Annotated in this window: 19 protein-coding genes; 8 read left to right on the top strand and 11 right to left on the bottom strand. The window is 72.1% G+C overall.

Annotated elements, in window-relative coordinates; genetic code table 11:
• Positions 1 to 5: 5 nt before the first annotated feature.
• Both AC07F3_RS29230 and AC07F3_RS29225 read left to right on the top strand, forming a co-directional pair.
• Positions 6 to 1,190, top strand: a complete 1,185-nt coding sequence (locus AC07F3_RS29230) for a dipeptidase (RefSeq protein WP_479117416.1) — start codon at positions 6 to 8, stop codon at positions 1,188 to 1,190.
• Positions 1,191 to 1,754: 564 nt separating this feature from the next.
• Entirely contained in the window at positions 1,755 to 2,888 is a 1,134-nt protein-coding gene (locus AC07F3_RS29225) for a dipeptidase (RefSeq protein ID WP_479117415.1), read from the top strand.
• Positions 2,889 to 2,901: 13 nt separating this feature from the next.
• Here the strand turns inward: AC07F3_RS29225 and AC07F3_RS29220 are convergent, their stop codons facing one another.
• A complete protein-coding gene (locus tag AC07F3_RS29220) occupies positions 2,902 to 4,227 on the bottom strand; it encodes a UDP-glucose dehydrogenase family protein (protein ID WP_479117414.1) in 1,326 nt (441 codons plus the stop codon).
• A gap of 188 nt (positions 4,228 to 4,415) precedes the next feature.
• Between AC07F3_RS29220 and AC07F3_RS29215 the strand changes: the two genes are divergently transcribed.
• Positions 4,416 to 5,600 carry an acyl-CoA dehydrogenase family protein gene (locus tag AC07F3_RS29215; protein WP_479117413.1) on the top strand — a complete coding sequence of 395 codons (1,185 nt, stop codon included), beginning with the start codon at positions 4,416 to 4,418 and terminating at the stop codon, positions 5,598 to 5,600.
• A gap of 70 nt (positions 5,601 to 5,670) precedes the next feature.
• Here the strand turns inward: AC07F3_RS29215 and AC07F3_RS29210 are convergent, their stop codons facing one another.
• Positions 5,671 to 7,005: an LPXTG cell wall anchor domain-containing protein gene (locus AC07F3_RS29210; RefSeq protein ID WP_479117412.1), complete on the bottom strand. Its 1,335-nt coding sequence runs from the start codon at positions 7,003 to 7,005 to the stop codon at positions 5,671 to 5,673.
• A 156-nt stretch (positions 7,006 to 7,161) separates the two neighbouring features.
• Positions 7,162 to 8,496 carry an LCP family protein gene (locus tag AC07F3_RS29205; RefSeq protein WP_479117411.1) on the bottom strand — a complete coding sequence of 445 codons (1,335 nt, stop codon included), beginning with the start codon at positions 8,494 to 8,496 and terminating at the stop codon, positions 7,162 to 7,164.
• A gap of 118 nt (positions 8,497 to 8,614) precedes the next feature.
• On the opposite strand from AC07F3_RS29205, the gene AC07F3_RS29200 reads away from it, so the two are divergent.
• Positions 8,615 to 9,139, top strand: a complete 525-nt coding sequence (locus AC07F3_RS29200; protein ID WP_388494648.1) for an acyl-CoA thioesterase — start codon at positions 8,615 to 8,617, stop codon at positions 9,137 to 9,139.
• Between the two features lie 37 nt (positions 9,140 to 9,176).
• Here the strand turns inward: AC07F3_RS29200 and AC07F3_RS29195 are convergent, their stop codons facing one another.
• Positions 9,177 to 10,667, bottom strand: a complete 1,491-nt coding sequence (locus AC07F3_RS29195; RefSeq protein ID WP_479117410.1) for an LCP family protein — start codon at positions 10,665 to 10,667, stop codon at positions 9,177 to 9,179.
• 120 nt (positions 10,668 to 10,787) lie between these two features.
• Between AC07F3_RS29195 and AC07F3_RS29190 the strand changes: the two genes are divergently transcribed.
• Positions 10,788 to 11,804, top strand: a complete 1,017-nt coding sequence (locus tag AC07F3_RS29190; RefSeq protein ID WP_479117409.1) for a glycosyltransferase family 2 protein — start codon at positions 10,788 to 10,790, stop codon at positions 11,802 to 11,804.
• Positions 11,805 to 11,871: 67 nt separating this feature from the next.
• Here the strand turns inward: AC07F3_RS29190 and AC07F3_RS29185 are convergent, their stop codons facing one another.
• From AC07F3_RS29185 to AC07F3_RS29170, 4 genes are all read right to left on the bottom strand, one after another.
• On the bottom strand, positions 11,872 to 13,656 hold the full coding sequence (locus AC07F3_RS29185; protein ID WP_479117408.1) for an LCP family protein: 1,785 nt from the start codon (positions 13,654 to 13,656) through the stop codon (positions 11,872 to 11,874).
• A 57-nt stretch (positions 13,657 to 13,713) separates the two neighbouring features.
• Positions 13,714 to 15,441, bottom strand: coding sequence for an LCP family protein (locus AC07F3_RS29180; protein ID WP_479117407.1), 1,728 nt, complete (start codon positions 15,439 to 15,441; stop codon positions 13,714 to 13,716).
• 232 nt (positions 15,442 to 15,673) lie between these two features.
• Positions 15,674 to 16,948, bottom strand: a complete 1,275-nt coding sequence (locus tag AC07F3_RS29175; RefSeq protein WP_479117406.1) for an LCP family protein — start codon at positions 16,946 to 16,948, stop codon at positions 15,674 to 15,676.
• A 181-nt stretch (positions 16,949 to 17,129) separates the two neighbouring features.
• The gene (locus AC07F3_RS29170; protein WP_479117405.1) at positions 17,130 to 17,882 is read right to left on the bottom strand and encodes a TIGR03089 family protein; all 753 of its coding nucleotides are present in this window, start codon (positions 17,880 to 17,882) and stop codon (positions 17,130 to 17,132) included.
• Positions 17,883 to 18,010: 128 nt separating this feature from the next.
• On the opposite strand from AC07F3_RS29170, the gene AC07F3_RS29165 reads away from it, so the two are divergent.
• The 3 genes from AC07F3_RS29165 (at position 18,011) to AC07F3_RS29155 (ending at position 21,993) form a co-directional block, all read left to right on the top strand.
• Positions 18,011 to 19,258 carry a peptidoglycan recognition protein family protein gene (locus AC07F3_RS29165; protein ID WP_479117404.1) on the top strand — a complete coding sequence of 416 codons (1,248 nt, stop codon included), beginning with the start codon at positions 18,011 to 18,013 and terminating at the stop codon, positions 19,256 to 19,258.
• Positions 19,259 to 19,366: 108 nt separating this feature from the next.
• Positions 19,367 to 20,449, top strand: a complete 1,083-nt coding sequence (manB, locus tag AC07F3_RS29160) for a mannose-1-phosphate guanylyltransferase (RefSeq protein ID WP_479117403.1) — start codon at positions 19,367 to 19,369, stop codon at positions 20,447 to 20,449.
• Between the two features lie 575 nt (positions 20,450 to 21,024).
• Complete coding sequence (locus tag AC07F3_RS29155; protein WP_479117402.1) at positions 21,025 to 21,993, top strand: DNA-3-methyladenine glycosylase family protein; 969 nt, start codon at positions 21,025 to 21,027, stop codon at positions 21,991 to 21,993.
• 21 nt (positions 21,994 to 22,014) lie between these two features.
• Here the strand turns inward: AC07F3_RS29155 and AC07F3_RS29150 are convergent, their stop codons facing one another.
• From AC07F3_RS29150 to AC07F3_RS29140, 3 genes are read right to left on the bottom strand one after another with little or no spacing between them, the layout of a single operon-like run.
• Entirely contained in the window at positions 22,015 to 23,304 is a 1,290-nt protein-coding gene (locus AC07F3_RS29150; protein WP_479117401.1) for a coenzyme F420-0:L-glutamate ligase, read from the bottom strand.
• Positions 23,301 to 24,257, bottom strand: a complete 957-nt coding sequence (gene cofD, locus AC07F3_RS29145) for a 2-phospho-L-lactate transferase (RefSeq protein WP_479117400.1) — start codon at positions 24,255 to 24,257, stop codon at positions 23,301 to 23,303. Before cofD ends, AC07F3_RS29150 begins: the two co-directional genes overlap by 4 nt.
• Positions 24,258 to 24,289: 32 nt before the next feature.
• Positions 24,290 to 24,835 carry a cysteine dioxygenase gene (locus AC07F3_RS29140; RefSeq protein ID WP_479117399.1) on the bottom strand — a complete coding sequence of 182 codons (546 nt, stop codon included), beginning with the start codon at positions 24,833 to 24,835 and terminating at the stop codon, positions 24,290 to 24,292.
• Positions 24,836 to 25,494 lie beyond the last annotated feature (659 nt).

Raw genomic sequence — 25,494 nt, 5'->3', positions numbered from 1 at the left:
GTGCCATGACCCCTCTCGACGAAGCCCGCGCGCTGCTCGCCCGCCACCCCGTGGTCGACGGCCACAACGACCTGCCCTGGGCGCTGCGCGCGAAGGTGCGCTACGACCTCGAACGCTGCGACATCGCCACCGATCTGACCGGCCGCACCCACACCGACATCCCCCGGCTGCGGGCGGGCGGGGTCGGCGCGCAGTTCTGGTCCGTGTACGTGCGCACCGACCTGGCGGGTGACGAGGCGGTCTCGGCGACCCTGGAGCAGATCGACTGCGTCGACCAGATGCTGGCCCGCTACCCCGGGGACCTGGCGCCCGCGCTCACCGCGGACGACATGGAGGCGGCGCGCGCGGCGGGCCGCATCGCCTCCCTGAAGGGCGCCGAGGGCGGCCACTCGATCAACAACTCCCTCGCCACGCTGCGGGCGTTGTACGCGCTCGGCGTCCGCTACATGACGCTGACCCACAACGACAACCTCCCGTGGGCGGACTCGGCGACGGACGAGCCGGGCGTGGGCGGGCTCTCGCCGTTCGGCCACGAGGTCGTCCGCGAGATGAACCGCCTCGGCATGCTCGTCGACCTCTCGCACGTGGCGGCGACGACGATGCGGGACGCGCTGGCCACGACGGCGGCCCCCGTGATCTTCTCCCACTCCTCCGCGCGGGCGATCTGCGACCACCCGCGCAACATCCCGGACGACGTGCTCGCCCAGCTGCCCGGCAACGGCGGGGTGGCGATGGCGACCTTCGTCCCGAAGTTCATCCTCCCGGCGGCCGTGGCGTGGACGCAGGCGGCCGACGAGAACCTGCGCGCGCACGGGCTCCACCACCTGGACACCTCGCCGGAGGCCATGAAGCTCCACGAGGCCTTCGAGGCGGCGAACCCGCGGCCCATCGCGACCGCCGCGACGGTCGCGGACCACCTCGACCACATGCGTGAGGTGGCGGGCGTCGACCACATCGGCATCGGCGGCGACTTCGACGGCACCGCCTTCACGCCGTCCGGCCTGGACGACGTGGCGGGCTACCCGAACCTGGTGGCCGAGCTGTTGTCGCGGGGGTGGTCGTCGGCGGACCTGGCGAAGCTGACGTGGGGGAACGCGGTGCGGGTGGTGCGGGACGCGGAGGCCGTCTCGCGCGAGCTCCGGGCGTCGCGGGGGCCCTCCAACGCGACCCTCCCCGCCCTGGACGCCTGACCCCGCGGCGGGGCGAAGGGGCTCGCCCCTTTCGCCCCGCCGCCGCCCGCGGCCGTCCCCCTCGTCCGCGTCGCCGGCCCGCGCCCCGTGCCCGTCCGCAGCTCGTGCCGACCGCGCAGTTCCCCGCGCCCCTTGTTCTGTCTGCGGATCGTGCCCACTTCTCGCGCAGTTCCCCGCGCCCCTCAACCCGTTCTCGTCTGCGGATCGTGCTCGCTTTTCGCGCAGTTCCTCGCGCCCCTGGCGGTACTGGGGCGGGCCGGTGCTGGCATCTTTAGCCCGTCCGGCGTTTGAGGACGAGCGCCGTTCAGGCGCGACACGGGGTCTGGGGCGGAGCCCCAGGGGTGGGGGCGCCTCCAAAGCACCGGTGCTGGCCCGCAGGGGCGACCTCAGCCCGTCCGGCGATTGAGGACGAGCGGCCTCAAGGCGCGAGCGGGGTCTGGGGCGGAGCCCCAGGGGGCGGGCCAGGATGGGCACGTAGCCCGAACGCTTCGTTCGCCGCGACCCCGCCGCCCCACCATGACACCGTGTCGGTACTGCCGTCACCGCCGATACCGGGAGCCCGTCATGGCAGATCTGCAGGACGACCCCCAGGACACCTCGGCGGTCGGAGAGCTCGACGCGCCGACCTCCGCCGTGCCGGACCCCATACCCGTACCCGTACCGGAAGACGGCGACGAGTGCCTCGAACGGGCCCGTTCGCTGCTCGCCGCGCACCCCGTGGCCGACGGGTACAACACCCTGGCGAAGACGCTCGCGCAGGCCCCCTGGCACGATCTGGAGGTCGGCGAGAGTTCGCTCGACACGGACATCCCCCGGCTGCGGGCCGGCGGGGTCGGCGCGCAGTTCTGGGCGCTGACCGCCGACCCGGAGTGCCCCGACCCGGCCGGCGCCACCCTGGAACGGCTCGACCGGATCCGCTCGCTGATCGCCTGCTGCCCGGAGTGGCTGCGCCTCGCGCTGACCTCCGGGGACCTCGCGGACGCCCGCAACCGCGGCCGCATCGCCTCGTTCCTCGGCCCGGTGGCCGCGCGCGCGATGGGCGACTCGCTGGGCACCCTGCGGTCCTACCACGTCCTCGGGGTGCGGGCCCTCGCGCTGACCCCGGGCACCCGGTGGACCGAGCCGGGGCTCACCCGCTTCGGCCTGGAGGTGGTGCGCGAGGCGAACCGGCTCGGGATACTGCTCGACCTCTCGGGAGCGACGTCCGCCACCTGGCGCCGCACCCTCGACTCGGCCAAGGCCCCGGCGCTGCTCTCCCGCTCGGCGGCGGCCTCCCTCACCAAGCACCCGCTGAACGCCTCCGACGAACTGCTCGACGCGATCGGCGCGAACGGCGGGGTGTGCCTGGTGAGCTTCGCCCCCGAACAGATCCAGCAGAGCGGTCCGGGCACGTCCGTGAGCGACGTGGCCGACCACATCGAGCGGGTGCGCGACGTGGCCGGGCCCTCGCACGTGGGCCTTTCGGGAACGTACGGGCTGATCACGGGCGCACCGCGCACCCCCGGCCTCGAAGACGCCTCCTGCTATCCGAGGCTGATCGCCGAGCTCCTCGACCGGGGCTGGACCGAAGCCGAGATCGCGGCGCTGACCTGGGAGAACCTCACCCGCGTCGTGCGGGACGCGGAATTCGCGGCCCGCGCCACGGCCCCGCGCAGATCCCCGTCGAACGCCACCATCGAGGACCTCGACGGGCCCTGACCCGGCCGGGCCGTCAGGCGCGCGGGCGGCCCATCGCGCGGTAGGTCCAGCCCGCCTCGCGCCACTTGACCGGGTCCAGCGCGTTGCGCCCGTCCAGGATGATCCGGGTGGCCGCGGCCTTCGCGAGCTCGGCGGGGTCGAGGTCGCGGAACTCGCGCCACTCGGTCAGGTGCAGCACGACATCGGCGCCGCGCACCGCGTCGTGGGCGGAGTCGGCGTAGCCGAGCGTGGGGAAGACGCGGCGGGCGTTGTCCATGCCCTTCGGGTCGTACACCGTGACCTGGCCGCCCTGGAGGTGGATCTGCCCGGCGACGTTGAGCGCGGGGGAGTCGCGCACGTCGTCGGAGTCGGGCTTGAAGGTGGCGCCGAGCACGGCGACCCGCTTGCCGAGGAAGGTCTCGCCGCCCACCGCCTCGCGGGCCAGCTCCACCATGTGGCCGCGGCGGCGCATGTTGACCGAGTCGACCTCGCGCAGGAAGGTGAGCGCCTGGTCGGCGCCGAGCTCGCCGGCCCGCGCCATGAACGCGCGGATGTCCTTGGGCAGGCAGCCGCCGCCGAAGCCGATGCCGGCCCGCAGGAACTTCTTCCCGATGCGCTCGTCGTGGCCGATGGCCTCGGCCAGCTTCACCACGTCGCCGTCGGCGGCCTCGCACACCTCGGCCATGGCGTTGATGAAGGAGATCTTGGTGGCGAGGAAGGAGTTCGCCGCGGTCTTCACCAGCTCGGCGGTCGGGAAGTCGGTCACGACGAACGGCGACCCCTCGCCGACGGGCCCGGCGTACACCTCGCGGAGCAGCTTCTCGGCGCGCTCGCTCTCGACGCCGACCACGATCCGGTCCGGGTGCAGGGTGTCGTCGACGGCGAAGCCCTCGCGCAGGAACTCCGGGTTCCACGCCAGCTCCACGCCCTGGGGCAGCGCCGCCGCGAGCCGGGCCGCCGAGCCGACCGGCACCGTGGACTTGCCCACGACCAGCGCGCCGTCCGCCAGGTGCGGGGCGAGCGAGCCGAAGGCGGCGTCGACGAAGCTCATGTCGCAGGCGTACTCACCGTGCTTCTGCGGGGTGTTCACGCACACGAAGTGCACATCGCCGAAGGCCCCGACCTCTTCCCAGGAGGTGGTGAAGCGCAGCCGCCCGCTGGAGCCCTCGATGCCCGCGACGTGCTTGCGCAGCAGCTCTTCCAGCCCGGGCTCGTACATGGGGACGCGCCCCTGCGCCAGCATCTCGATCTTCTCGGGGACCACGTCGAGGCCCAGCACCTCGAACCCCAGCTCCGCCATGGCCGCGGCATGGGTGGCGCCGAGGTATCCGGTGCCGATCACAGTGATCTTGAGGGCCATGCGGTGCTCCTGAAGTGCGGGCTCGGGGAGACGGGCGTACGGACGGCAAACGCGCTGACCGAGCATAGTCGGGCCCTGACAGGCCCCTTTTGCGGGCTGTCGCCAAGCTCACGTATGCCTGCGGAGGTCCTGGCCCCTAAAATTAGGTTACTTAACGGTAGTTAGCGTCCCTTGGGGAGTGAGAGACCTTGGCCGGAACGGCTGGAAACGCAGGACACACGGGCAACTCGGAGTTCGACCTGTACCGCCCGTCCGAGGAGCACGACATGCTCCGCGACGCCATCCGCTCGCTCTCCGAGGCCAAGATCGGCCCGTACGCGGCGGAGGTCGACGAGCAGGCCCGCTTCCCCCGCGAGGCGCTGGAGGCGCTGGTCGCCAACGACCTGCACGCCGTGCACGTGCCGGAGGAGTACGGCGGCGCGGGCGCCGACGCGCTGGCCACCGTCATCGTGATCGAGGAGGTCGCCCGGGTCTGCGCCTCCTCCTCCCTGATCCCGGCCGTGAACAAGCTCGGCTCGCTCCCGGTGATCCTCTCCGGCTCCGAGGAGCTGAAGAAGAAGTACCTGGGCCCGCTGGCCAAGGGCGAGGGCATGTTCTCGTACTGCCTCTCCGAGCCGGACGCGGGCTCGGACGCGGCCGGCATGAAGACCAGGGCCGTCCGCGACGGGGACTTCTGGGTCCTCAACGGCGTGAAGCGCTGGATCACCAACGCCGGTGAGAGCGAGTACTACACGGTCATGGCCGTGACCGACCCGGAGAAGCGCTCGAAGGGCATCAGCGCCTTCGTCGTCGAGAAGTCGGACGAGGGCGTCTCCTTCGGCGCTCCGGAGAAGAAGCTCGGCATCAAGGGCTCGCCGACCCGCGAGGTCTACCTCGACAACGTCCGCATCCCCCTCGACCGCATGATCGGCGAGGAGGGCACGGGCTTCGCGACCGCCATGAAGACCCTGGACCACACCCGCATCACCATCGCGGCCCAGGCCCTCGGCATCGCGCAGGGCGCCCTCGACTACGCCAAGGGCTACGTCCAGGAGCGCAAGCAGTTCGGCAAGGCGATCGCCGACTTCCAGGGCATCCAGTTCATGCTGGCCGACATGGCCATGAAGCTGGAGGCCGCCCGTCAGCTCACCTACTCGGCCGCCGCCAAGTCCGAGCGCCTCGACTCGGACCTGACGTTCTTCGGCGCCGCCGCCAAGTGCTTCGCCTCCGACGTCGCCATGGAGATCACCACGGACGCCGTCCAGCTCCTCGGCGGCTACGGCTACACCCGCGACTACCCGGTCGAGCGCATGATGCGCGACGCGAAGATCACCCAGATCTACGAGGGCACGAACCAGGTCCAGCGGATCGTGATGTCCCGCAACCTGCCGTAACCACACGGGAGTCGACGAAGGGCCCGCATCCTCGCCCGAGGACGCGGGCCCTTCGTGGTGCCGCGGGGCGTCAGTCCTGGGCGGACCTGCGGCGGCGTACGAGCACGAGCGCCCCGGCGCCCAGGACGACCGCAGCGCCGCCCGCGAGGGCGAGCTGGGGGGCGGCCGAGGAGCCGGTCTCGGCGAGGGCGCCGTCCGCCTTGGCGGCGGTGGCGGACAGCGGGGTCGCCGCCGCGCCGCCCTGGGGGCGGGGCGCCGTGGTCGGCTGCGACTCGCCCGTCTTGCTGGGCTTGCCCCCGACGGCCAGGACGTCGAACTCGTACCGGGCCTGGCTCGGGGTCCCGCCGCAGGTGCCGTCCGCGTTGCGGTAGTCGGCGGCCACGAACAGGTCGGCCCGGCCCACCGGCGTCGCGCCGTCGACCTTGAGGCGCAGCTTCAGCTCGGCCGTCTTGCCCGCGGCCAGGTTGGTGACCGGGCCCGCCTGGTTGAGCGGCAGCTCCTGCCAGCCGTTCGAGCCCGCGGCGGACCACTGGAGGTGCACCAGCTTGTCGATGTCCTTGCCGCCGCCCTTGCCGTCGACGTAGGCGAAGACGAACGGCCAGAGCCGGTCCAGACTCCTGCCGGTGCCGTTGGTCACCCGGACCGAGAAGTCGGCGCCGGTGCCCGCGGCGATCTGCGACGGGAAGCCGCTCAGGGCCGTCGTGAGGGAGGCGTCCTGCGTGCACTTGGTGCTCGGGCCGGGGTCCGCCGCCTTGGCGTCGGCCAGCGCCTTGTCGGCGGCCTTCTTGTCGGCGAGGGCCCTGGCGGTGGCGCCCTTGGCCCGGTCGAGCGCGTCCTTCGCCGCGTCCCGGACCTTGTCCGCCGCCGCCTGGGCCGTGGCGAGCCTGCCGGCCGCCTCGGTCTTCGCCGTCCCGGCGCCCTTCACGGCCTCCTCGGCCTTGGCGACGCGCTGCGCCGCGAGGTCCTTGTCGACCGGGCTCGCGGTGGCGGGCAGGGCGTTCTGCCAGGTCTTCGCGTCGGCGAGCTCCTGGTCGGCGGCGGCCTTGGCGCGGGTGGCCTCGTCGGCGTCCTTCTGAGCCCTGGCCAGCGCCACCAGGGCCGGGGAGGTGTCCAGGGCGTCGAGCGCCTTGCGCGCGTCGTTCTCGTCGGCGGACGCCTTTTCGTACGCCTTCTGCGCGTCGGCCGCGGCCTTTTCGAGCTCGGCGATCGTGGGCTTCTTCGCGGTGAGCGCCGCCGGTTTTCCGTCGGCGAATGCCGGGGTGGCGGAAAGCAGCAGTGCGGGGGTCGTGACGGCGGCGGCGACGGCCGTCGCGAGAGTACGGCTTATCTTCGCGTGAGCCCTTTGTTGAGTCTGCCGAGTCCCAAAGAATGGAAAAGAAACAGGCCGTGATCGTAGGGCCGCCATGTGCCGCGGGGGAAGCGGATAAAAGGCCGCCGCCGGGCGTCTCGCGGACGCCCGGCGGCGGGCAAATCACGGCAACCCGGGGCAGTTGCCCACGGTTGCTGTGGTTTCTCTGTGACTCATGTCATGCGGGAGGGGTCAACGCCCTTGCCCCGGTGGCTACTTGACCGTGACCTTGTCGTCGTTCTTCAGCTCGTTCACCAGCTGCGTGACCTTCGGCTTGTCCCACAGCAGCGAGGTCTGCGGGCCGTCACCGGCGACCGGCATGTTCATCGAGATGCCGTCGCCGCTCGTGATGCCCTTCATCGCCCAGAACATGGAGCCCAGGTCGAACAGGCTCATGTCCTTGTCCACGATGAGGGTGTCCAGGCCCGCGCCCATCACCGGGTACAGCTTGAACGGGTTGAGGACGGTCGTCGGCGTGGCCGTCTGGCTGGCGAGCGCGGACAGGAACTTCTGCTGGTTCTTGGTGCGCTCCAGGTCGCCGGCGGCATAACCGTGCCGGTTGCGGACGAACGCCAGGGCCTGCTGGCCGTTGAGGGTCTGCTTGCCCTTCTTGAAGTCCGCGCCGGAATCCTTGTCCTTGATGTCCTGCGGAATATCGAGTTCCACGCCGCCGACCGCGTCCACGATGTTCGCGAATCCCGCGAACCCGATCTCCGCGTAATGGTCGATGTGCAGTCCGGTATTCGCCTCGACGGTACGGACCAGCAGTTCGGGACCGTCGATCGAGAACGCCGCGTTCAGCTTGTCCTTGCCCTTGGACGGGAACGCCTTTCCGGTCTGCGAGCCCTTGAAGCTGGGGATCGTCACCCAGGAGTCGCGCGGCAGCGACACCATCGTGTTCCCGTTGTCGCCGGTGTGCAGCAGGATCATCGAGTCGGTCCGCTTGCCCTCGGCCGAGCCGGTGTGCAGCTTCTTCTTCTCCGCGTCGGACAGGCCGTCGCGGGAGTCGGAGCCGACGATCAGGTAGTTGGTGCCCTTGCCCTCGCCGGGCCGGTCGATGACCTTGGAGAGGTCGACCTCGCGGCGCACCTTGCCGTCCGCCCAGAAGTACGTGGCCACCGAGGTGACCAGGAGCACGACGACCAGGCTCAGCACCCCGATGGTGATGCGCCTGCGCCAGTTCGGCGCCGCCCCCGGCCGCCGTCCGCCGCCGCGCCGCGGACCGCCCGGGCCACCGGGCCCGCCAGGACCCGAGGGGCCCCGCCCCGCCGGGCTGCCGTAGACGTGGCCCTCGCTGTAGCCGTCGTACGCGCCGGGCTGACCGGGCACCCCCGGGGCGCCCTGGGCGTACTGCTGCTGTCCGTAGCCGCCGTCGTACCCGGGCTGCTGCCGCGGTACCGGACGCTGCGAGGGGGGTACGGATGCGGGCCGCTGGACGTGCCGCATCCGGCGGGCGCCCTCCGGCTGAGCGGCGGAGCTGCCGCGGCCGTAGGCGTCGTCACCGTTTCCGCGGGCGCTGCCACCCCGGTCGTCGGGCCATTCGTTCATGCCGTCCAGCATGCACGGCCCTCCCGTGCGCCTGACAGGGCAGGGTGGAATTCGGGGCAGGGCTGTTGCAAGGCTGATGCAATGAGCCCCGGCGCACGCGCCGCATAAAGTGGAACGCATGACTGATCTTCCGGGCAAGCCGACCTCGGCCTCCCGAACCACCCTGAGCCACATCATGACCACCCATGACACCAACCTCCTGGGCACGGTGCACGGCGGAGTGATCATGAAGCTGGTGGACGACGCCGCGGGCGCGGTGGCCGGGCGCCACTCGGGCGGCCCGGCCGTCACCGCCTCGATGGACGAGATGGCGTTCCTGATGCCGGTCAGGGTCGGCGACCTGGTGCATGTGAAGGCGCAGGTCAACTGGACGGGGCGGTCCTCGATGGAGGTCGGCGTGCGGGTGCTCGCCGAGCGCTGGAACGAGTCGACCCCGGCCCAGCAGGTGGGCTCGGCCTACCTCGTCTTCGCCGCCGTCGACGCCGACGGCAAGCCCCGCCGGGTGCCGCCGGTGGTTCCGGAGACCGAGCGCGACGAGCGCCGCTACCAGGAGGCCCAGATCCGCCGCACCCACCGGCTCGCCCGGCGCCGCGCGATCATGGACCTGCGCGAGAAGCGGGCCGCGGAGGGCCTGGACGACTGAGCGGTCCGCGGCGTCCCCTCCGTCGTCTCGCCGCCCCTCAGGGGCAGACCACCTGGTCGCCGGTGACCGTGCCGAAGTCGCCCTGCGGCTGCTCCTCGACCCGGACCGGGACCACGTCCTTGAAGTCGGCGCCCGCCGTCACCTTCATCGTGGCGCCGAGCCCCTTGACCGGGCGCAGCTCGCTGCCCGGCAGGGCGATGGCGAGCGACTTCGCCGAGCGGTCCCAGCGCGGGTCGTACTCGATCAAGGTGCGGCGCATGTCGAGGTTGGCGCTCGCCTGGGGAACGCCGCTGGTCTTGAAGCCCGTGGCGTGCAGGGCGTCGTCCACGCGGCGGCCGAGCCCGTCGGTGCGGGTCCCGTTGTAGACCTGCACCCTGATCTGCCCGGGGGCGACCTCGACGATCGCGCCGGGGCCCCTGCGCGGGGGCTTGGCGTCCTTGGCGGCCGGCTGCGGCGCGGGCTTCGGCGGGGCGTGCGGGGCCAGCGGCTTGTCCTCGCGCAGCAGCTGGAACAGCTTCTTCGCCTTGGCGTCGTCCCACTTCACGGTCGAGCCGATGCCCTTGACGGGGAAGCTCAGCTGCCCCAGCGGCACCGTCGTGAAGTCCGACGACGAGGGGGAGAACCCCTTCATCGCGGAGCTGAAGCTCAGCATCTCCTCGACCCCGAAGCCCTCGTCGGCGCGGACCGAGGACAGCAGCGACGAGGCGACCTCGCGGAACTTCACCGGGTTCAGGAGCACCCCGTTGCTCGTCGCCTTCGCGACCAGGGCGGCCAGGAAGCGCTGCTGGCGCTGCATCCGTCCGAGGTCGGCGGAGCCGTCGGTGTGCCGGGAGCGCACGTACTGGAGCGCCTCGCCGCCGTTGAGCTGGTGGGTGCCCGCGGCGAGGTCGAGACCGGTGTAGGAGTCCTTCATGGGGCGGGCCGTGCAGATCTGCACGCCGCCGACCACGTCGACCGTCTTCATGAAGCTAGTGAAGTCGACCTCCAGATAGTGGTCGATCTTCAGGCCGGTCATGTTCTCGATGGTGCGCACGCTGAGCGCGGGGCCGCCCTCCGCGTACGCCGCGTTGAGCTTCACCGGATGACCGGGATGACGCTGCCCGGTGTCCTCGTCGGTGTGCTCGGGGACCTCGGCGTAGGAGTCGCGCGGCAGGCTCACCACGCTCACCCGGTCCCGCTCCGCCGAGACGTGCACCATCATGATCGTGTCCGTGCAGTGGCAGGGCGCCCCGCCGAGCCGGTACTTCTGCTTCTCCTCCGGCGTGATCTTGTCCCGCCCGTCGGTGCCGACGAGCAGGATGTTGGTGCCCCGGCTGCCCTGCGGCCGGTTCTTCATGTCCCGGAACGGGTCCACCCGGCCGATCCCGCCGTCCAGGCTGGTCACCACCGCGTGCCCGACCCCGCCCGCGCCGAGCACCAGGACGGACAGCGTGGTCGCGAGCCGCATGCCCCAGCGGGGGCGCTCGTCCTGCTGTCTCGCGCGCGGGTGACCGGGTCGTACGGGGCGCGGACGGGGCGGCGTGGGCACGGGGACCTCCGCGGGTGACAGGGGGATCTTGAGCACCGTAGGCCCATACGATCAGCTACCCCGGGCGCCGCCCCGGCCGCCGCGCGACCGTGTCCCCCATTCGCGGTAACGTGACCACCGATGAACGCCACGCCTGCTGTTTCCGTGATCATGCCGGTCCTCAATGAGGAGCGGCATCTGCGCAACTCGGTCCGTCACATCCTGGAGCAGGAGTACGCGGGCGAGCTGGAGGTGGTGATCGCGCTCGGCCCGTCCACGGACCGTACCGACGAGATCGCCGCCGAGCTGGTCGCCGAGGACCCGCGGGTCCACACGGTCCCCAATCCCACCGGGCGCACGCCCGCGGCCCTGAACGCCGCCATCAAGGCCTCCCGCCACCCGATCGTGGTACGCGTCGACGGCCACGGCATGCTGTCGCCGAACTACATCGCCACCGCCGTACGCCTCCTGGAGGAGACCGGCGCGCAGAACGTCGGCGGCATCATGCACGCCGAGGGCGAGAACGCCTGGGAGGACGCGGTCGCGGCCGCGATGACCTCGAAGATCGGCGTCGGCAACGCGGCCTTCCACACGGGCGGCGCGGCCGGGCCCGCCGAGACCGTGTACCTGGGTGTCTTCCGCCGCGAGGCGCTCGAGCAACAGGGCGGCTACAACGAGGAGTTCATCCGCGCCCAGGACTGGGAGCTGAACTTCAGGATCAGGGAGGCCGGCGGTCTCATCTGGTTCTCGCCCGAGCTCAAGGTCCAGTACCGGCCCCGGCCTTCGGTGAAGGCGCTGGCCAAGCAGTACAAGGACTACGGGCGTTGGCGGCATGTGGTGGCCCGCTACCACGAGGGCTCCATCAACCTGCGCTACCTGGCGCCGCCGACCGCCGTCTGCGCGATCGCCGCGGGCGTCGTGGTGGGCGCGCTGGTGACGCCGTGGGGCTTCGTGGTCCCGGCCGGCTACCTCGCCGCCATCACCGCGGGCTCGCTGCCCGCGGGCAGGGGCCTCTCGCTCAAGGCCCGCGCGCGGATCCCGGTGGCGCTCGCCACCATGCACATGTCCTGGGGCTACGGCTTCCTCACCAGCCCGAAGGCGCTGGCGAAGCGGGTCATCGCCAGCCGTCGCCCGGCGGTGCGTACCACGTCGGTCTGAACGCGACGCGGCAAGGGGCGCCCGGTGCCGATGGCACCGGGCGCCCCTGTCGTGTTCCCCGGGCGCGCTAGAAGCGGTAGGGCGCGTACACGTCCATGCAGGCCCCCTTGTCGGCGCCGTTGACCGACTCGGTGTCCTTGAGGGGGTCGTTCGCCTTCGGGTCCTGCTTCGGGTAGGTGTCGCCGCTGCGCCAGTCGGCGCCGACCACCAGGGTCAGGCCCTTCACGTCGGACGCCTTGACCGCGCTCGCGGGCAGGCCGAGCGCCGTGGCGACCGACTCCGCGTCCGCCTTGCCCTGGGCGCCCGCGGCCGTGGGGTAGTCGACCTCGCTGGTCGCGGCGGAGCCGCCGGAACCGGTCACGGCCTTCTTGAAGCCCTTCGCCCTGAGCGCGTCGACCACCGCACCGGCCCGGCCCTTGGCGGGCCCGCGGCTGTCGGTGCCGGTGCCGTTGACCACGCTCACCGCGAGCGCGTCGGGGGCCGCGGCGGCCGGACCCTTGGAGGCCTCGGGGGCGGCGGGCTTGGGGTCGTCCTTGCGGTCCAGCGGCTTGTCGTCCCGGAGCATCGCCCACAGCGCGTCGGCCTTGGCCGTGTCCGGCACCACGTGGGCGTCCGGGTCCTTGGGGTCGGGCAGGCGCGGCATGGTCAGCATGTTGATGCGGTCCATGGGGATGTCCTTGAGCTCCATGCCCAGGTCGAACAGCTTCTTGACGGTGCCGAGTTCCGAGGAGACCTGGAGCGACTTGGTCGCGGTCTCGGCTATGTCCATGAGGCGGCCCGTGTCGGTGAACGCGTTCTGGTCCTTGAGGTTGCGGATCACCGAGTTCATGTACATGTGCTGGGCCTCGGAGCGGCCGATGTCGCTGCCGAAGGCGTGCCGGGTGCGCAGCCACTGCAGGGCCTGCTCGCCCTTCACGGTGTGGTTGCCCGCGGTCAGGTGCAGGTGCGAGCCGCCGGGCTGCTGCTTGGTGGGGTGGTCGTCGATGTTCTGCTTCACACAGACGTCGGCGCCGCCCACGGCGTCCGAGATGGCCACGACACCGGCGAAGTCGACCATCATCCAGTGGTCGATGTAGATGCCGGTGAGCTTCTCCCAGGTGTCCAGGACGCAGCCGGCCCCGCCGCGGCCGAGCGCCTCGTTGATCACGGTGTTGGTGGGCGCGAAGTCCTTCTTCTTCTCCGTGTCCTTGCACGCGGGGATGTTCACCCGGGTGTCGCGCGGGATGCTCACGACCGAGGCGTTCTTGCGGTCGGCGGACACGTGCAGCAGCATCTGGACGTCCGCGTGCGGGTCGCTGCCGCGGCTGTCCTTGGCGCCGCCGAGCTTGACGTTCTCGTCGGAGTTCCGGCTGTCGGAGCCGATCAGCAGGATGTTCAGCGGCGTCTGGCCCTGGGCGTTGGGCGCGGTCTTCTTGGCGTCGCTGCCGCCCGCGCTGCGGTCGCCCTTGCGGATGTTGCCGTTGAGGTGCTGGTAGTACAGGTAACCGGCGGTGGCCGTCCCGAGTATGAGCACCGCGAGGGTGATCGCGGACCATCTGAGGACGCGGTGCTTGCGTCTGCCGCGTGTGCGGCGGCCGCCCCTGCGGTGCCCGCTGCCCGCCGCGGCGGGTTCCTCGGGCGTGCCGGGGCCGCCCGACGCCCCGGCGCCGCTCGCGGCCCCGGAGCCACCGGACGCGCCGGAGCCGTCCGGCGCTCGGGAGGCCCCGCTCTCGCCGGGCTCCCCGGTCTTCTTCTCGTCCGCCGCGGACCCGCCGGGCGCGCCGTTCTCGTACAGGCTCTCGTCCCAGCCGAGTTCGCCCGCATGCTCGACGCGTCCGTGCGTCCCCTCCCCGCGCACGCTGTTTTTGCCCACCCCTGTACCCCCCTGTCGTTCGGACTCCCCCTGGGCCCGGACGGGCCCGTGAGTCCGCTACTTGGCGCACACCGACTTGTCGGCTTCGACCTTCTGAATGCCCTCCGGTGCCTTGGCCGGAGCGGCGATGGGCGTTCCCGCCTGCTTGAAGTCGGGGCCGAGGGTCAGCACCATGGGCTCCTTGCCGACGGCGTCCTTCGTGCCCGGCTTCAGTGCGGAGGCGGCGAGGCCGAGCAGATCCGCGAGCTTGCGGGCCTGGTCGGCCTGGTTCGGCGCGTAGGCCAGGACCGTGGCGGGCACCTTCGCGGGCGCGTTCGAGCCGTTGCTCGACTTGAGCACGCCCTGCTGGTTCTGCATCCAGGTGACCATGTCGCCCGCCGAGCCCGCCGCCGCGCCGCCGTTGAGCACGGTGACCCGTACGTCGGAGGCCTGCGCGCGGGGGCCGTTGAGGCGGGCGGCCTCCTCGGCGGCGGCCGCGCTCTTGGCGTCCGCCTCCTTCTTCTTCACCTCGGTGAGCGAGGTGTCGGACCGCATCATCGCGAACAGCGCGTCGGCCTTGGTCGGGTCGGGCACCACCGTGATGTGCTTCTTGCCCTCGGCCGGGTTGTCGATGACCGGCAGCGTGGTGAAGGTGATGTTCTTCGCGTCGATCTTGCCGAGCACCTGGGCGAGGTCGGTCAGCTTCTTGATGCTTCCTATCCCCGAGTCGACCGTCAGCGCCTTGGTCGCCGCGTCCGCGAGCCCGTACATCTTGGTCGGGCTGCCCAGGGTGTCGTCCGACTTCATCTGCCGGATCATCGAACTCAGGAACTGCTGCTGCTGCTTGATCCGGGAGAGGTCGCTCTCGTCGCCGAAGCTGTGCCGCGTCCGTACGAACGCGAGGGCCTGCTCGCCCTTGACGACGCTCTCGCCGGCCGGGAGCCTCAGATGCGACTTGGGGTCGTTCACCGGCTTGGCGAGGCAGACCTTGACGCCGCCGACGGCCGTGGACAGCTCCTTGACGGCGTTGAAGTCGGCCATCATGAAGTGGTCGACGGTGAGCCCGGTGAGCTGTTTGACGGTACGCATCGTGCAGCCCGGGTCGCGGCCCTCCTGGCCCAGGCTGGTGTTGAACCGCACCTTCTTCTCGCCCCGCACCGTCTTGGTGCTGCCGTCCTTTTGCTTGGTCGGGCAGGCGGGGATGTCGATCACCATGTCGCGCGGGATGGACATCGCGGTCGCGTTGGTCCGGTCCGCCGAGACGTGGAAGAGGATGTTGGTGTCGGCGTGGCCCTCGCTGCCGGCGTCGCCGTACCCCTCGTTGCCCTTGCCGGTGCGCTTGTCCGTGCCGATGACGAGGATGTTGAACGCCCCGTCCGGCACCGTGCTCTTGCTGCCCGCGTCACCGACGTCGACGGTGTTGAGGTTGCCGTTGAAGTGCTGGTAGAGCCAGTAGGCGCCGCCCGCGCCGACGACGAGGACGAAGCCCATCACGCCGCCCGTCCACAGCAGCGCCTTCTTCTTGCGCGCCGCCTTGGGCTTCCGCTTGCGGCGGCCGTCGGGGGACTCGTCGGGGGACCGGTTGGCCCGGCGGTCGCGCTGCCCGGGCACCTCGCGGCGCCCGGAGTGTCCGGACCCGCCCGGCTCCTTGCCGGACGCGGTACCGGTCGACGATCGCGGTGGACCGGAATTCGACTGCGTTCCGGAAGGACTCAGTCGCAATTCGTAAGTGCCGGTGTCCGGGTTGAGGACCCACTGGTCTGCGGGGTCGACGTCATCGGCCCGCCCACGGCTCTGCGCATCCACGGTTGCTTCTGTCCTCCGTCGGTGCCGAGTCGCTTCCCCCAAAGCGCTCAATCATTCGCTCCTGCGGTGCGCGGCCCGCTGTGGCCTGTCGCACCGGATCGCGTCACACTATCTGGCCAGTTCGGCCAAGAGCGACGGCCGTGACACATTGCACGCCTTTTACAAGCGGGCATTTGGCCTCAATTCACTGACGGTCACGCGCATTTCACAGCTCGTCGACACGACCGCCCGCCTAGCCGCACATGCCCGAGGCGGCATTCGTACCCGAGTAGACGGGTGGCGCGGACGGGCTCGCCGAGGGGCCCGGATCGTCCGGCTTGTCGTCCCCGGAGCCGCCTCCGTTCCTGCCGCCCTCCTTCGCCTTCGCGACGTCCGCGGCGGGCGCCACCTTGATCGGCAGGTCCTCGCGCAGCTGCTTGAAGAGCCGGTCCGCGTCCGGCTGCACCAGCTCGTCCCGGTTGCCGTCATAGGCGTACGGCTGACGGGGAACGGTCAGGAAGCGGATGTTCTCGGTCGGGATCCCGCGCACCGAGCGCACCAGGTCGTACAGGTCCCTCAGCGTGTTCAGGCCCGGGTCCGTGGTGAGGGACCTGGTCGCCGCGTCGAGGACCGGGAAGAGCCGGGTCGGGTTGAGCAGCACCCCGTTGCTCTGCACCTTCTTGACGAGCGAGCCGAGGAACTGCTGCTGGCGGTCCATGCGTTGGGTGTCGCTGCCGTCCCCGAAGCCGTGCCGGGAGCGTACGAAACCGAGCGCCTGCTCGCCGTGGAGCAGCTGGCGGCCCGCGGGAAGCTTCAGATGGGCCTGCCGGTCCTCGACGGGCTCCTTCAGGCACACCTCGACGCCGTCCACCGCGTCGACCATGTCCTTGAACCCGCTGAAGTCGACGACCATGTGGTGGTCGATCCGCACGCCGGTCATCTTCTCCACCGTACGGATCGTGCAGGCCGCGCCGCCGAACTCGAACGCCCAGTTGAACTGGGCGAATTGCTCCTTGGTCCGGGTGCCGTCCGGCGTGCCGCAGCCGGGGATGTCCACCATCAGGTCGCGCGGCAGCGAGACGGCGGTGGCGCTGAGCCGGTCGGCGGCCAGGTGCAGCAGGATCGTGGTGTCCGAGCGCTGGCTGCCGCCGTCGTCCCTGCCGTACGCGGAGTTGTTGCCCGCGCGCGAGTCCGAGCCGATGAGCAACAGGTTCTGCGCGTCGTGCACCATCGAGGCGGGCCGGTCCCGCTCGTACTTGTCCAGCTCGTGCGCGGCGGAGGTGTCCGTCTGGATGTTGCCGTCGAGCTTGCGGTAGAACCACCAGCCGGTCGCGGCGGCCGCGAGCACCACCACGGAGACGCCGAGCGCGGTCCAACGCAGCCAGCGGCGGCCGCCCTTGGCGGCGGGCTCGGCGGCCGCGGACGGCGCGCCCGTTCCGCCGCCGGTGGCCGGCGGTGACTGCCCGGCCCCGGCCCGGTCCTCCGGTTCGGGGGGCGTGCCAGCACTGTCGGTCACGTCGGCGTCCATCCTCACGGGCCATCACGGATCGGCGGGCGCGCCGCGCCGCCGGGCACCTCGGTAGACGGCCGAATCGCGCGCAGGGTTGTGCGTACGGTCGATCATGTACCGGGGGCGCCGCCGGGGCCCGGGGGCCGGGCCCCGACTGGGCCACAAGGGTGGAGACCGGCGGATCGCCGGTGGCGGCCGCTCAGAGCGCGCGGTGCGTGACCCGCTCGCTCTCGGCCCGCTTCTCCAGCCCGCCGTCGGCCAGTTGGGCCAGGTTGCGGCACAGGACGACCGAACCGCCCGAGGCGAGCGGGGCGTACAGGCCGCTCGCGAGCCCTCGCCAGCTGTCGTACCCGAGCCCGGAGAGCAGCCGCGAACCCGTACCGAGGCCGAGCTCGGCGGCCTCCGCGCGGCCCCGCGCCACGAGTTCGGCGGCGCTCAGCGCGAGCCCGTCGACGGCGAGCGCCTCGGCGTCCGGGTCGAGCGGCACGAACGGCGCGAACCGGTCGCCCTGGCTCGGCACCTCGACGGCGTAGTCCGCGAAGCCGTCCGGCGGCTGCGGGAAGCGGCCGCCGAGCGGGCGCAGCGCGAGCGCGACCCGCTCGCCGGTGCAGGCGCGGGCCTCATCGAGCGTGTCGGGGCCGCTGACCACGAGGTCGGCCGCGGCCGGGTCGCCGCCGATCTCGACGGCCACGCCCACCGAGTGGCAGGCCATCAGCCACACCGCGCTCTGCCAGTGCGCGGGAAGCAGCAGCGCGAGGCGGTCGCCGGGGGCGGCGGCGAGATCGCCCTGGAGCAGGTTCGCGGTCTTGGCCACCCAATTGGCGAAGGTGGCGACGGACAGTTCCACGCGCTCGCCGGTGGCGTCGTCGTAGAAGGTGATGAAGGGGCGGCCCGGGTCCGCGGCGAGCGCGGATCGCAGCAGGTCGGCAGGGGTGCGGTCGCTGGCGTTCACGCGGGCAAGGCTACGCGGCGCGCCCGGCGTCCACCGGCGCCGGTGGGCCGGGTGGGTCCACCGGTTGGCCGACGGACCGTCAGTTCCGCAATGGACAGATTTGTACAACTATGGCCACGATCGTCAGCATGCGTAGCTTCCTTGCGTCTTCGATCGGAGTCGCCGCCGTCGCGGCCCTCGCCCTCCCTCTCGCGGCCACGTCGCCCGTCGCGGCGTCGCCCGCGGCCCCGGCGCCCGCCGCCGGACTCGCCGGTTCCACCCAGTCGCTGCCGCTGACCCCGCTGTCCACGGACCGCTCGGCGGGCGGCGCCGCCCAAGAGGGCCTGGCCCAACGGGAGGTGCGGCCGTTCTCCCTGGTCGGCGTGGTCTGGGACGACGTCGGCGACGAACTGCACGGCAGCGTCCAGGTCCGCACCCGGGGCCGCACGGACGGCACCTGGTCCGGCTGGCAGGACCTGGAGACCCACAACCGCGACCACGCCGCCGACCCGGACACCCCCGAGGCGGCCCGCCCCCTGCACGGCTCCACCGCGCCGCTGTGGGTGGGCGACTCGGACGCCGTGGAGGCCCGCGTACGGGCCGAGGGCGACGAGGGCGACCCGCTCCCCAAGGGGCTGCGCCTGGACCTCGTCGACCCCGGCGCGGGGCCCGACGACGGCGGGGCGGTCGAGAGCGACCGCGCGCTGCGGGACCCCGACGTGCTGCCCGCCCTGGACCGGGCCGCGACCGGGACGGAGACCGCGGGGGCCGCCCTCCAGGCCCGCCCGTACGTCGGGGCGCGGCCGCGCATCATCACGCGCCGGGGCTGGGGCGCCGACGAGCGGCTGCGCGAGAGCGGCTTCGTCTACACCGGCAGCGTCAAGGTCGCCTTCGTCCACCACACCGCGTCCGGCAACGGATACAGCTGCGCCCAGGCCCCCTCCGTCCTGCGCAGTATCTACCGCTACCACGTGAAGAGCAGCGGCTGGCGGGACATCGGCTACAACTTCGCCGTCGACAAGTGCGGAAACATCTACGAGGGCCGCGCCGGGGGCGTGGCCAAGGCCGTCATGGGCGCGCACACCCTCGGTTTCAACACCAACAGCATGGGCATCGCGGTCCTTGGCACGTACACCAACACCAATCCGTCGGCCGCCGCCCTCAAGGCCGTCGAACAGCTCGCGGCCTGGAAGCTCGGTCTGTACGGAGTGAACCCGGCCGGCAAGAGCACCCTCGTCTCGGGCGGCGGCAACCGCTACAAGAAGGGGCGCAGCGTCAGGTTCAACGCCATCTCCGGTCACCGCGACGGCTTCGCCACCGAGTGCCCGGGGGCGCGGCTGTACAGCAGGCTCGGCGCGGCCCGGGTCTCCGCGGCCCACTACCAGGGCCGGCGCTGACCGGGGGACATGAGCACCGGGACAGTCTGCATACACTGGCCGGCCGGGAGTTCCGCCCCAAGGCGACGGAATCCGAAGGCCGGCCCCAGCAGGAAGCAGAGACGACAGGTGACAGAAGCGATCCTCCTGGTCGGCGGCAAGGGCACGAGGCTGCGCCCGCTCACGGTGAACACGCCCAAGCCGATGGTTCCGGCGGCCGGCGTCCCCTTCCTCACCCACCAGCTGGCCCGGGCCCACGCGGCGGGCGTCGACCACATCGTCCTGGCCACCTCCTACCTGGCCGAGGTGTTCGAGCCGTACTTCGGCGACGGATCCGCGCTCGGCCTCAGCATCGAGTACGTCACGGAGGACGAGCCGCTGGGCACCGGCGGCGCCATCCGCAACGTGGCCTCCCGGCTGCGGTCGGGCCCCGACGAGCCGGTCCTGATCTTCAACGGCGACATCCTGACGGGGCTGGACATCGGGGCGCTGGTGTCGACCCACACGTCCTCGGGGGCGGACGTCTCCCTCCATCTGACCCGGGTGGACGACCCGAGGGCGTTCGGCCTGGTCCCCACCGACCCGACCGGCCGGGTCACGGCCTTCCTGGAGAAGCCGCAGACCCCCGAGGAGATCGTCACCGACCAGATCAACGCGGGGGCGTACGTGTTCCGCCGCTCGGTCATCGACGAGATCCCGGCGGGGCGCCCGGTCTCGGTGGAGCGGGAGACCTTCCCCGGCCTGCTGGCGCGGGGCGCCCACCTCCAGGGCATGGTCGACTCCACGTACTGGCTGGACCTCGGCACCCCGCAGGCCTTCGTCCGCGGCTCGGCCGACCTGGTGCTCGGCCGCGCCCCGTCCCCGGCCGTCCCCGGCCGCTGCGGCGACCGCCTCGTCCTGCCGACGGCCCAGGTCGCCCCGGACGCGAAGCTCACCGGCGGCACGGTGGTGGGCCACGGGGCGGTGGTGGGCGAGGGCGCGCGGATCACGGGCAGCACGATCCTGTCGGACGCGGTCGTCGAGCCCGGCGCGGTGATCACGGACTCGATGGTCGGAGCGGGTGCGCGCATCGGCGCGCGGACGGTCCTCGGCGGGGCGGTGATCGGGGACGGGGCGGACGTCGGGGCGGACAACGAGCTTCGGGAGGGGGTGCGGATCTGGTGCGGTGCGCGTGTCCCGGCGGCCACGATCCGCTTCTCCTCCGACCAGTAGCCCCGCCCCTGACCGGGCGGCCCCGGCCCCGCCCCTGGCCGGGCGGCCCCGGACCCCCGGCGCCCCTTGTCCACAGGTGGACGGCTGGGTCGCGCAGTTCCTCGCGCCCCTGGGGCCTGTTGTCGTCCGCGGGCCGTGCTTGGTTCTCGCGCAGTTCCCCGCGCCCCTGGCTGGGCGGGCTTGCTTCCGCCGCTTGCTGGGTGGCCCTGGCCCTCCGCCCCCTGCCGGGCGGGTCCGGCTTCCGCCCTTTGTCTGCGGGCGGTGGACGGCTGATCGCGCAGTTCCCCGCGCCCCTAACCCCTCCTTCGTGTGCGGGCCGTGCTCGCTTCTCGCGCAGTTCCCCGCGCCCCTGGCGGTACTGGTGCTGGCCTGCATGGGCATCTTTAGCCCGTCATGGGGGTCCCCCCTGGCCCTTAAGGCCTTGGGGGAGATTGAGGACGAGCGCCGTTCAGGCGCGAACGGGGTCTGGGGCGGAGCCCCAGGGTCCTTCAACCCCCGGAGGGTCTCGGGGAGGGGCGGGGCGGGGAGGCAAAAGCCGCGTACCCTCGAAGGGCACCCCACCCCCAAGGACCACCGTGGCAGGACGATTCACCCCCCGCACCACCGGCCCCCGCATCCCCACCCCCCGCGCGGCCGCCGGCACAACGCGGACATGGACCCCCCGCAAGGGCCCGGTGGACCTCGGCCTGACCCTGGGCCCCCTCCGGCGCGGCCCCGCCGACCCCACCTACCGCACTACCCCCGACGGCACGGTCTGGCGCACGTCGAGGACCCCCGAGGGCCCCGCCACCCTCAGCGTGCGGGCCCGCCAGGGCACCGCGTACGCCGAGGCGTGGGGCGCGGGCGCGGAGTGGATGCTGGAGCAACTCCCGGCGATGCTGGGGGAGTTGGACGAGCCGGAGGCCTTCACGCCGCGCCACCGACTCGTCGCGCAGGCCCACCGCGACCGCCCCGGCCTGCGCCTGACCCGCACCGGCCTGGTGCTGGAATCGCTGATCCCGTCGGTCCTGGAGCAGAAGGTCACCACGATCGAGGCGTACCGCGCCTGGCGGCTCCTGGTCCGCAGGCACGGCGAGCCCGCCCCGGGCGCCCCCGAGGGCATGTACGTCATGCCCGACGCCCGGGCCTGGGCGCTGATCCCGTCCTGGGAGTGGCACCGCGCCGGGGTCGACGCCAAGCGCTCGGACACCGTCATGCGCGCGGTGCGGGTGGCCCGCCGCATGGAGGAGGCGGCCAGCATGGACGCCGTGAAGGCCGCCGAGCGGCTCCAGCTCATCCCGGGCATCGGCCCGTGGACGGCCGCCGAAACCCTCCAACGGGCCATCGGCGCGGCCGACTTGGTGACGGTCGGCGACCTCCACCTGCCCGGCATCATCGGTCACGCGCTCGCGGGCAACCGCAACGCCGACGACGCCGAGATGCTGGCCCTGCTCGAACCGTACGCGGGCCAGCGCCACCGGGCCGCCCGGCTGATCCTGCTCAGCGGGCACACCCCGCCGCGCCGGGCCCCGCGCATGCAGCCACGCGACATCGCGCCGCTGTAGGCGGGACCGGCCGGAGCGGGGTCAGCGCACCTCGATGAACGCGGACGCCTCGCGCGCCGGGCGCTCCTTGGGCGGCTCGGCCGCGTGCCCGACGGCCACCGCCCCCATCGGGTCCCAGTGCGCGGGCAGGTCGAGCACCTCGCGCACGACCTCGCGGCAGAACATCGTCGAGGACACCCAGGCCGAGCCGAGGCGCTCGCCCGCGAGGGCCACCAGGAAGTTCTGCACGCCCGCGCCCGCCGCCACCACGAACATCTCGCGCTCGGCGCCGTCGCGGCGGGCGTCGCCGTAGCTGTGCGAGCCGTCCATCACCAGGCAGGGCACCACCAAGTACGGCGCGGCGCGCAGGACTTCACCGCGCGCCACCCGCTTGGCGATGGACTCCTCGGACTTGCCGTCGCGGCGCAGGTCGGCGATCCAGGCGTCCCGCATCGCGTCGAGCAGCCGGGTGCGGGACCCGGCGGATTCGAGCAGTACGAAGCGCCAAGGCGTCGTGTGGTGCGGGGCCGGGGCGGTGACCGCCGCCGCCACCGCGCGCCGCACCGCGCCCGGGTCGACGGGCTCGGCCGTGAAGGCCCGTACCGTACGCCGCTGGGTGACCGCCTCCCGTACCGCCTCGGAGGTGCCCAGGCGGAACATGTCGTCCACGGAGGCGCGCACCATCTCGCGGGCCGAGCCCTCGCCCGCGAGGTGGCCGAGCCCGCGGACCACCGCGACCGGAAGGCCACCGGCCTTGCCCTTCACCAGGTCGCCCGCGGCGGCCAGTTCGTCGGCGAGCGAGATCACGGTCGCGCTCAGCGGATTGCCGTGCGCGTCGGTGCCGCCCCGCAGGTCGTCGAGGACGCGCACGCCGCTGGCACCGATCGCCACGTCGGTCAGGCCGTTGCGCCACGGCCGCCCGAAGGTGTCGGTGACGATCACGCCGACCTCCACGCCGAGCGCGTCGCGCAGCCCGGCGCGGATCGCGGCAGCCGAGGCGTCCGGGTCCTCGGGCAGCAACAGCACGGTCCCGGCAGGGGTGTTGGAGGCGTCCACGCCCGCGGCGGCCATGATCAGGCCCTGCCGGTTCTCGACGATGCGCAGGGTGCCGCGCCGCGCCACCACCCGTACCGTCTCGGCGTCTATCGCCGCCTCGCGGTCGGCGGCCTCGGTGATCCGGCCCTCCGCCTTGGAGACGATCTTCGAGGTGACGAGCAGGATGTCGCCGTCGGCGAGGCCGGGCTCGGCCGCCGCGATCAGCTTCGCGAGGTCGTCACCGGCCCGCACCTCCGGCAGCCCCGGCAGCGCCCAGACCCGGAAGGAGGAGCTCACGCGCGGACCTCCTCGGCCAGCGTGAGGGCCTCGCGGGCCATGGCCGCCGTCGCGTCCAGGTCCGTCATCATCAGCGGCACGGCGCGGCAGCGGATGCCCGCCTCCTCGACGCGGGCGACCGCGCCGGCGTCCACGGTGTCGACGAGCCAGCCGTCGAGCAGCCCCGAGCCGTAGTGCTCGGCGACGGCCGCCGCGGTGGACTCCACGCCGACGGCCGCGAGGACCTTGTCGGCCATGCCGCGCACCGGGGCGTCGCCGACGATGGGGGAGAGGCCGACCACCGGCACGCCCGCCTCGGCGATCGCCTCGCGGATGCCGGGCACGGCCAGGATGGTGCCGACCGAGACGACCGGATTGGACGGCGGGAAGAGGATGACGTCGGCCGAGGCGATCGCTTCGAGGACGCCGGGCGCGGGCTTGGCCTGCTCGGCGCCGACCGGCACCACGGCCTGCGCCTCCGCGGAGGCCCGCAGCTTCACCCAGTACTCCTGGAAGTGGACGGCCTTGCGCTCGCCGTCCACGTCGATCGCCACATGGGTCTCGACGCGGTCGTCGGACATCGGGATGAGGCGGACGCCCGGCTGCCAGCGGGCACACAGCGCCTCGGTGACGGCGCTCAGCGGATAGCCCGCGCCGAGCATCTGCGTACGGACGATGTGGGTCGCGAAGTCGCGGTCGCCGAGCCCGAACCACTCGGGCCCGACCCCGTACGCGGCGAGCTCCTCCTTCACGGCGAAGGACTCGTCCGTACGCCCCCAGCCCTGCTCCTCGTTGATGCCACCGCCCAGGGTGTACATCACGGTGTCGAGGTCGGGGCAGACCTTGAGGCCGAAGAGATGGATGTCGTCACCGGTGTTGCCGATGACGGTGATGTCCGCGTCGGGGGCGGCGGACTTCAGACCACGGAGGAAGCGGGCACCACCGATGCCGCCTGCCAGAACCACAATGCGCATGCGGACAGTCTGTCAGGGGTGGCGGGCGGGCCTCAGGCGGGGACGGCGTCCTGGGTCGCCGGGGTGGAGCTCTGGGTGGGGTGCATCGGCATGTCGGTCAGGCCCGGGTAGTAGACGTGCAGGCTCACGGCCGGTTCGAGGGAGTCGTTGACGACGTCGTGGACGTAGCCCGGCGCGAAGACCCGCTGGGACCCGGCGGTCAGGGTCCGGGTGCCGCGCTCGGTGCGCTCGGTCAACTTGCCCTCCAGGACCGTCAGTACGCCCGACGAGGCGCCGTGGTCGTGGGCGCCGCTGCCCTGGCCGGGCACCCACGAGAGCAGCCAGACCTCGTAGCCGATGGGGGACTCCCCTGCTCCGGCGGAGCCGAGAGCCTGGGGAACTGCGCGCAGGCGGTGGTACCAGCGGGAGACCGCGTCGTACTGGACGAGGTGGGCCCACTGGGAGCGGTCGGCGGCGATGGCGCGGGCGAGTCCGGCGAACTCGGCGACGGTGCCGGGGTGCTCGCGGGCGGGCTGCAGGAGGTGCTGGACCTCGAGGATGTCACCGGCGATCTGGAGGTCGCTGTGGCTGCTGTTCATGGTGCGGGGGTTCCTCGGCAGAAGTGCTGGGGTGTCGCAGAAGAGGTGTCTCGCGAGACGGCGGCCGCCCGGAGCGGACGCTCTCGCAGGAGGCGGCGTCTCAGGGGAGGCGAGGGGAGAAGCTGGATCGCACGTGGGGCAGGAGGTGCGGGATCAACAGCTGGAACAGCAGCAGCGCGCCTGGACAGCGCTGCGGAACCCACGGACGTGGGTCGCTCGGTGCGCTGCGGTCACTGACATGAGATCCAGGAGACCGGCACGGTGGCCCCCTTGTCAACCCAATGCCCGATTTGGCGGCAATTTTTCACCTCATCCGGTTACTGGGGCGGGAGAAAGGTTTGTGCAGTCGTGGGGCGGGAGATGTGGCGCAGCAACCGCGCAACCAAACGCCGTTGCCTTCTCGTGATCCGAATGTGATCCGGACCGCTTTCCGGGTACGGGTGCAACAAGATCAACACTCGCCTCGTCCTCCTCTGTAGTCGCAGTCGAGCGGGAGATGGGTGGCCGCTACGGAGAGGCGTCGACGTGAGCCAGTGGCATCTGTCACCTTTTTGGTGATTTGAACACTTTCCGCATAGCCTTGGTTCCGCAGAGTGAATACGGAGCCCAATAGCAGATCTCGGCTTGACTCGCCCGGATCCGCACACTTGTAATTTCAC

The sequence above is a fragment of the Streptomyces sp. NPDC045846 genome, assembly GCF_056431605.1.
This window is presented reverse-complemented; position numbering and strand designations above follow the sequence as displayed.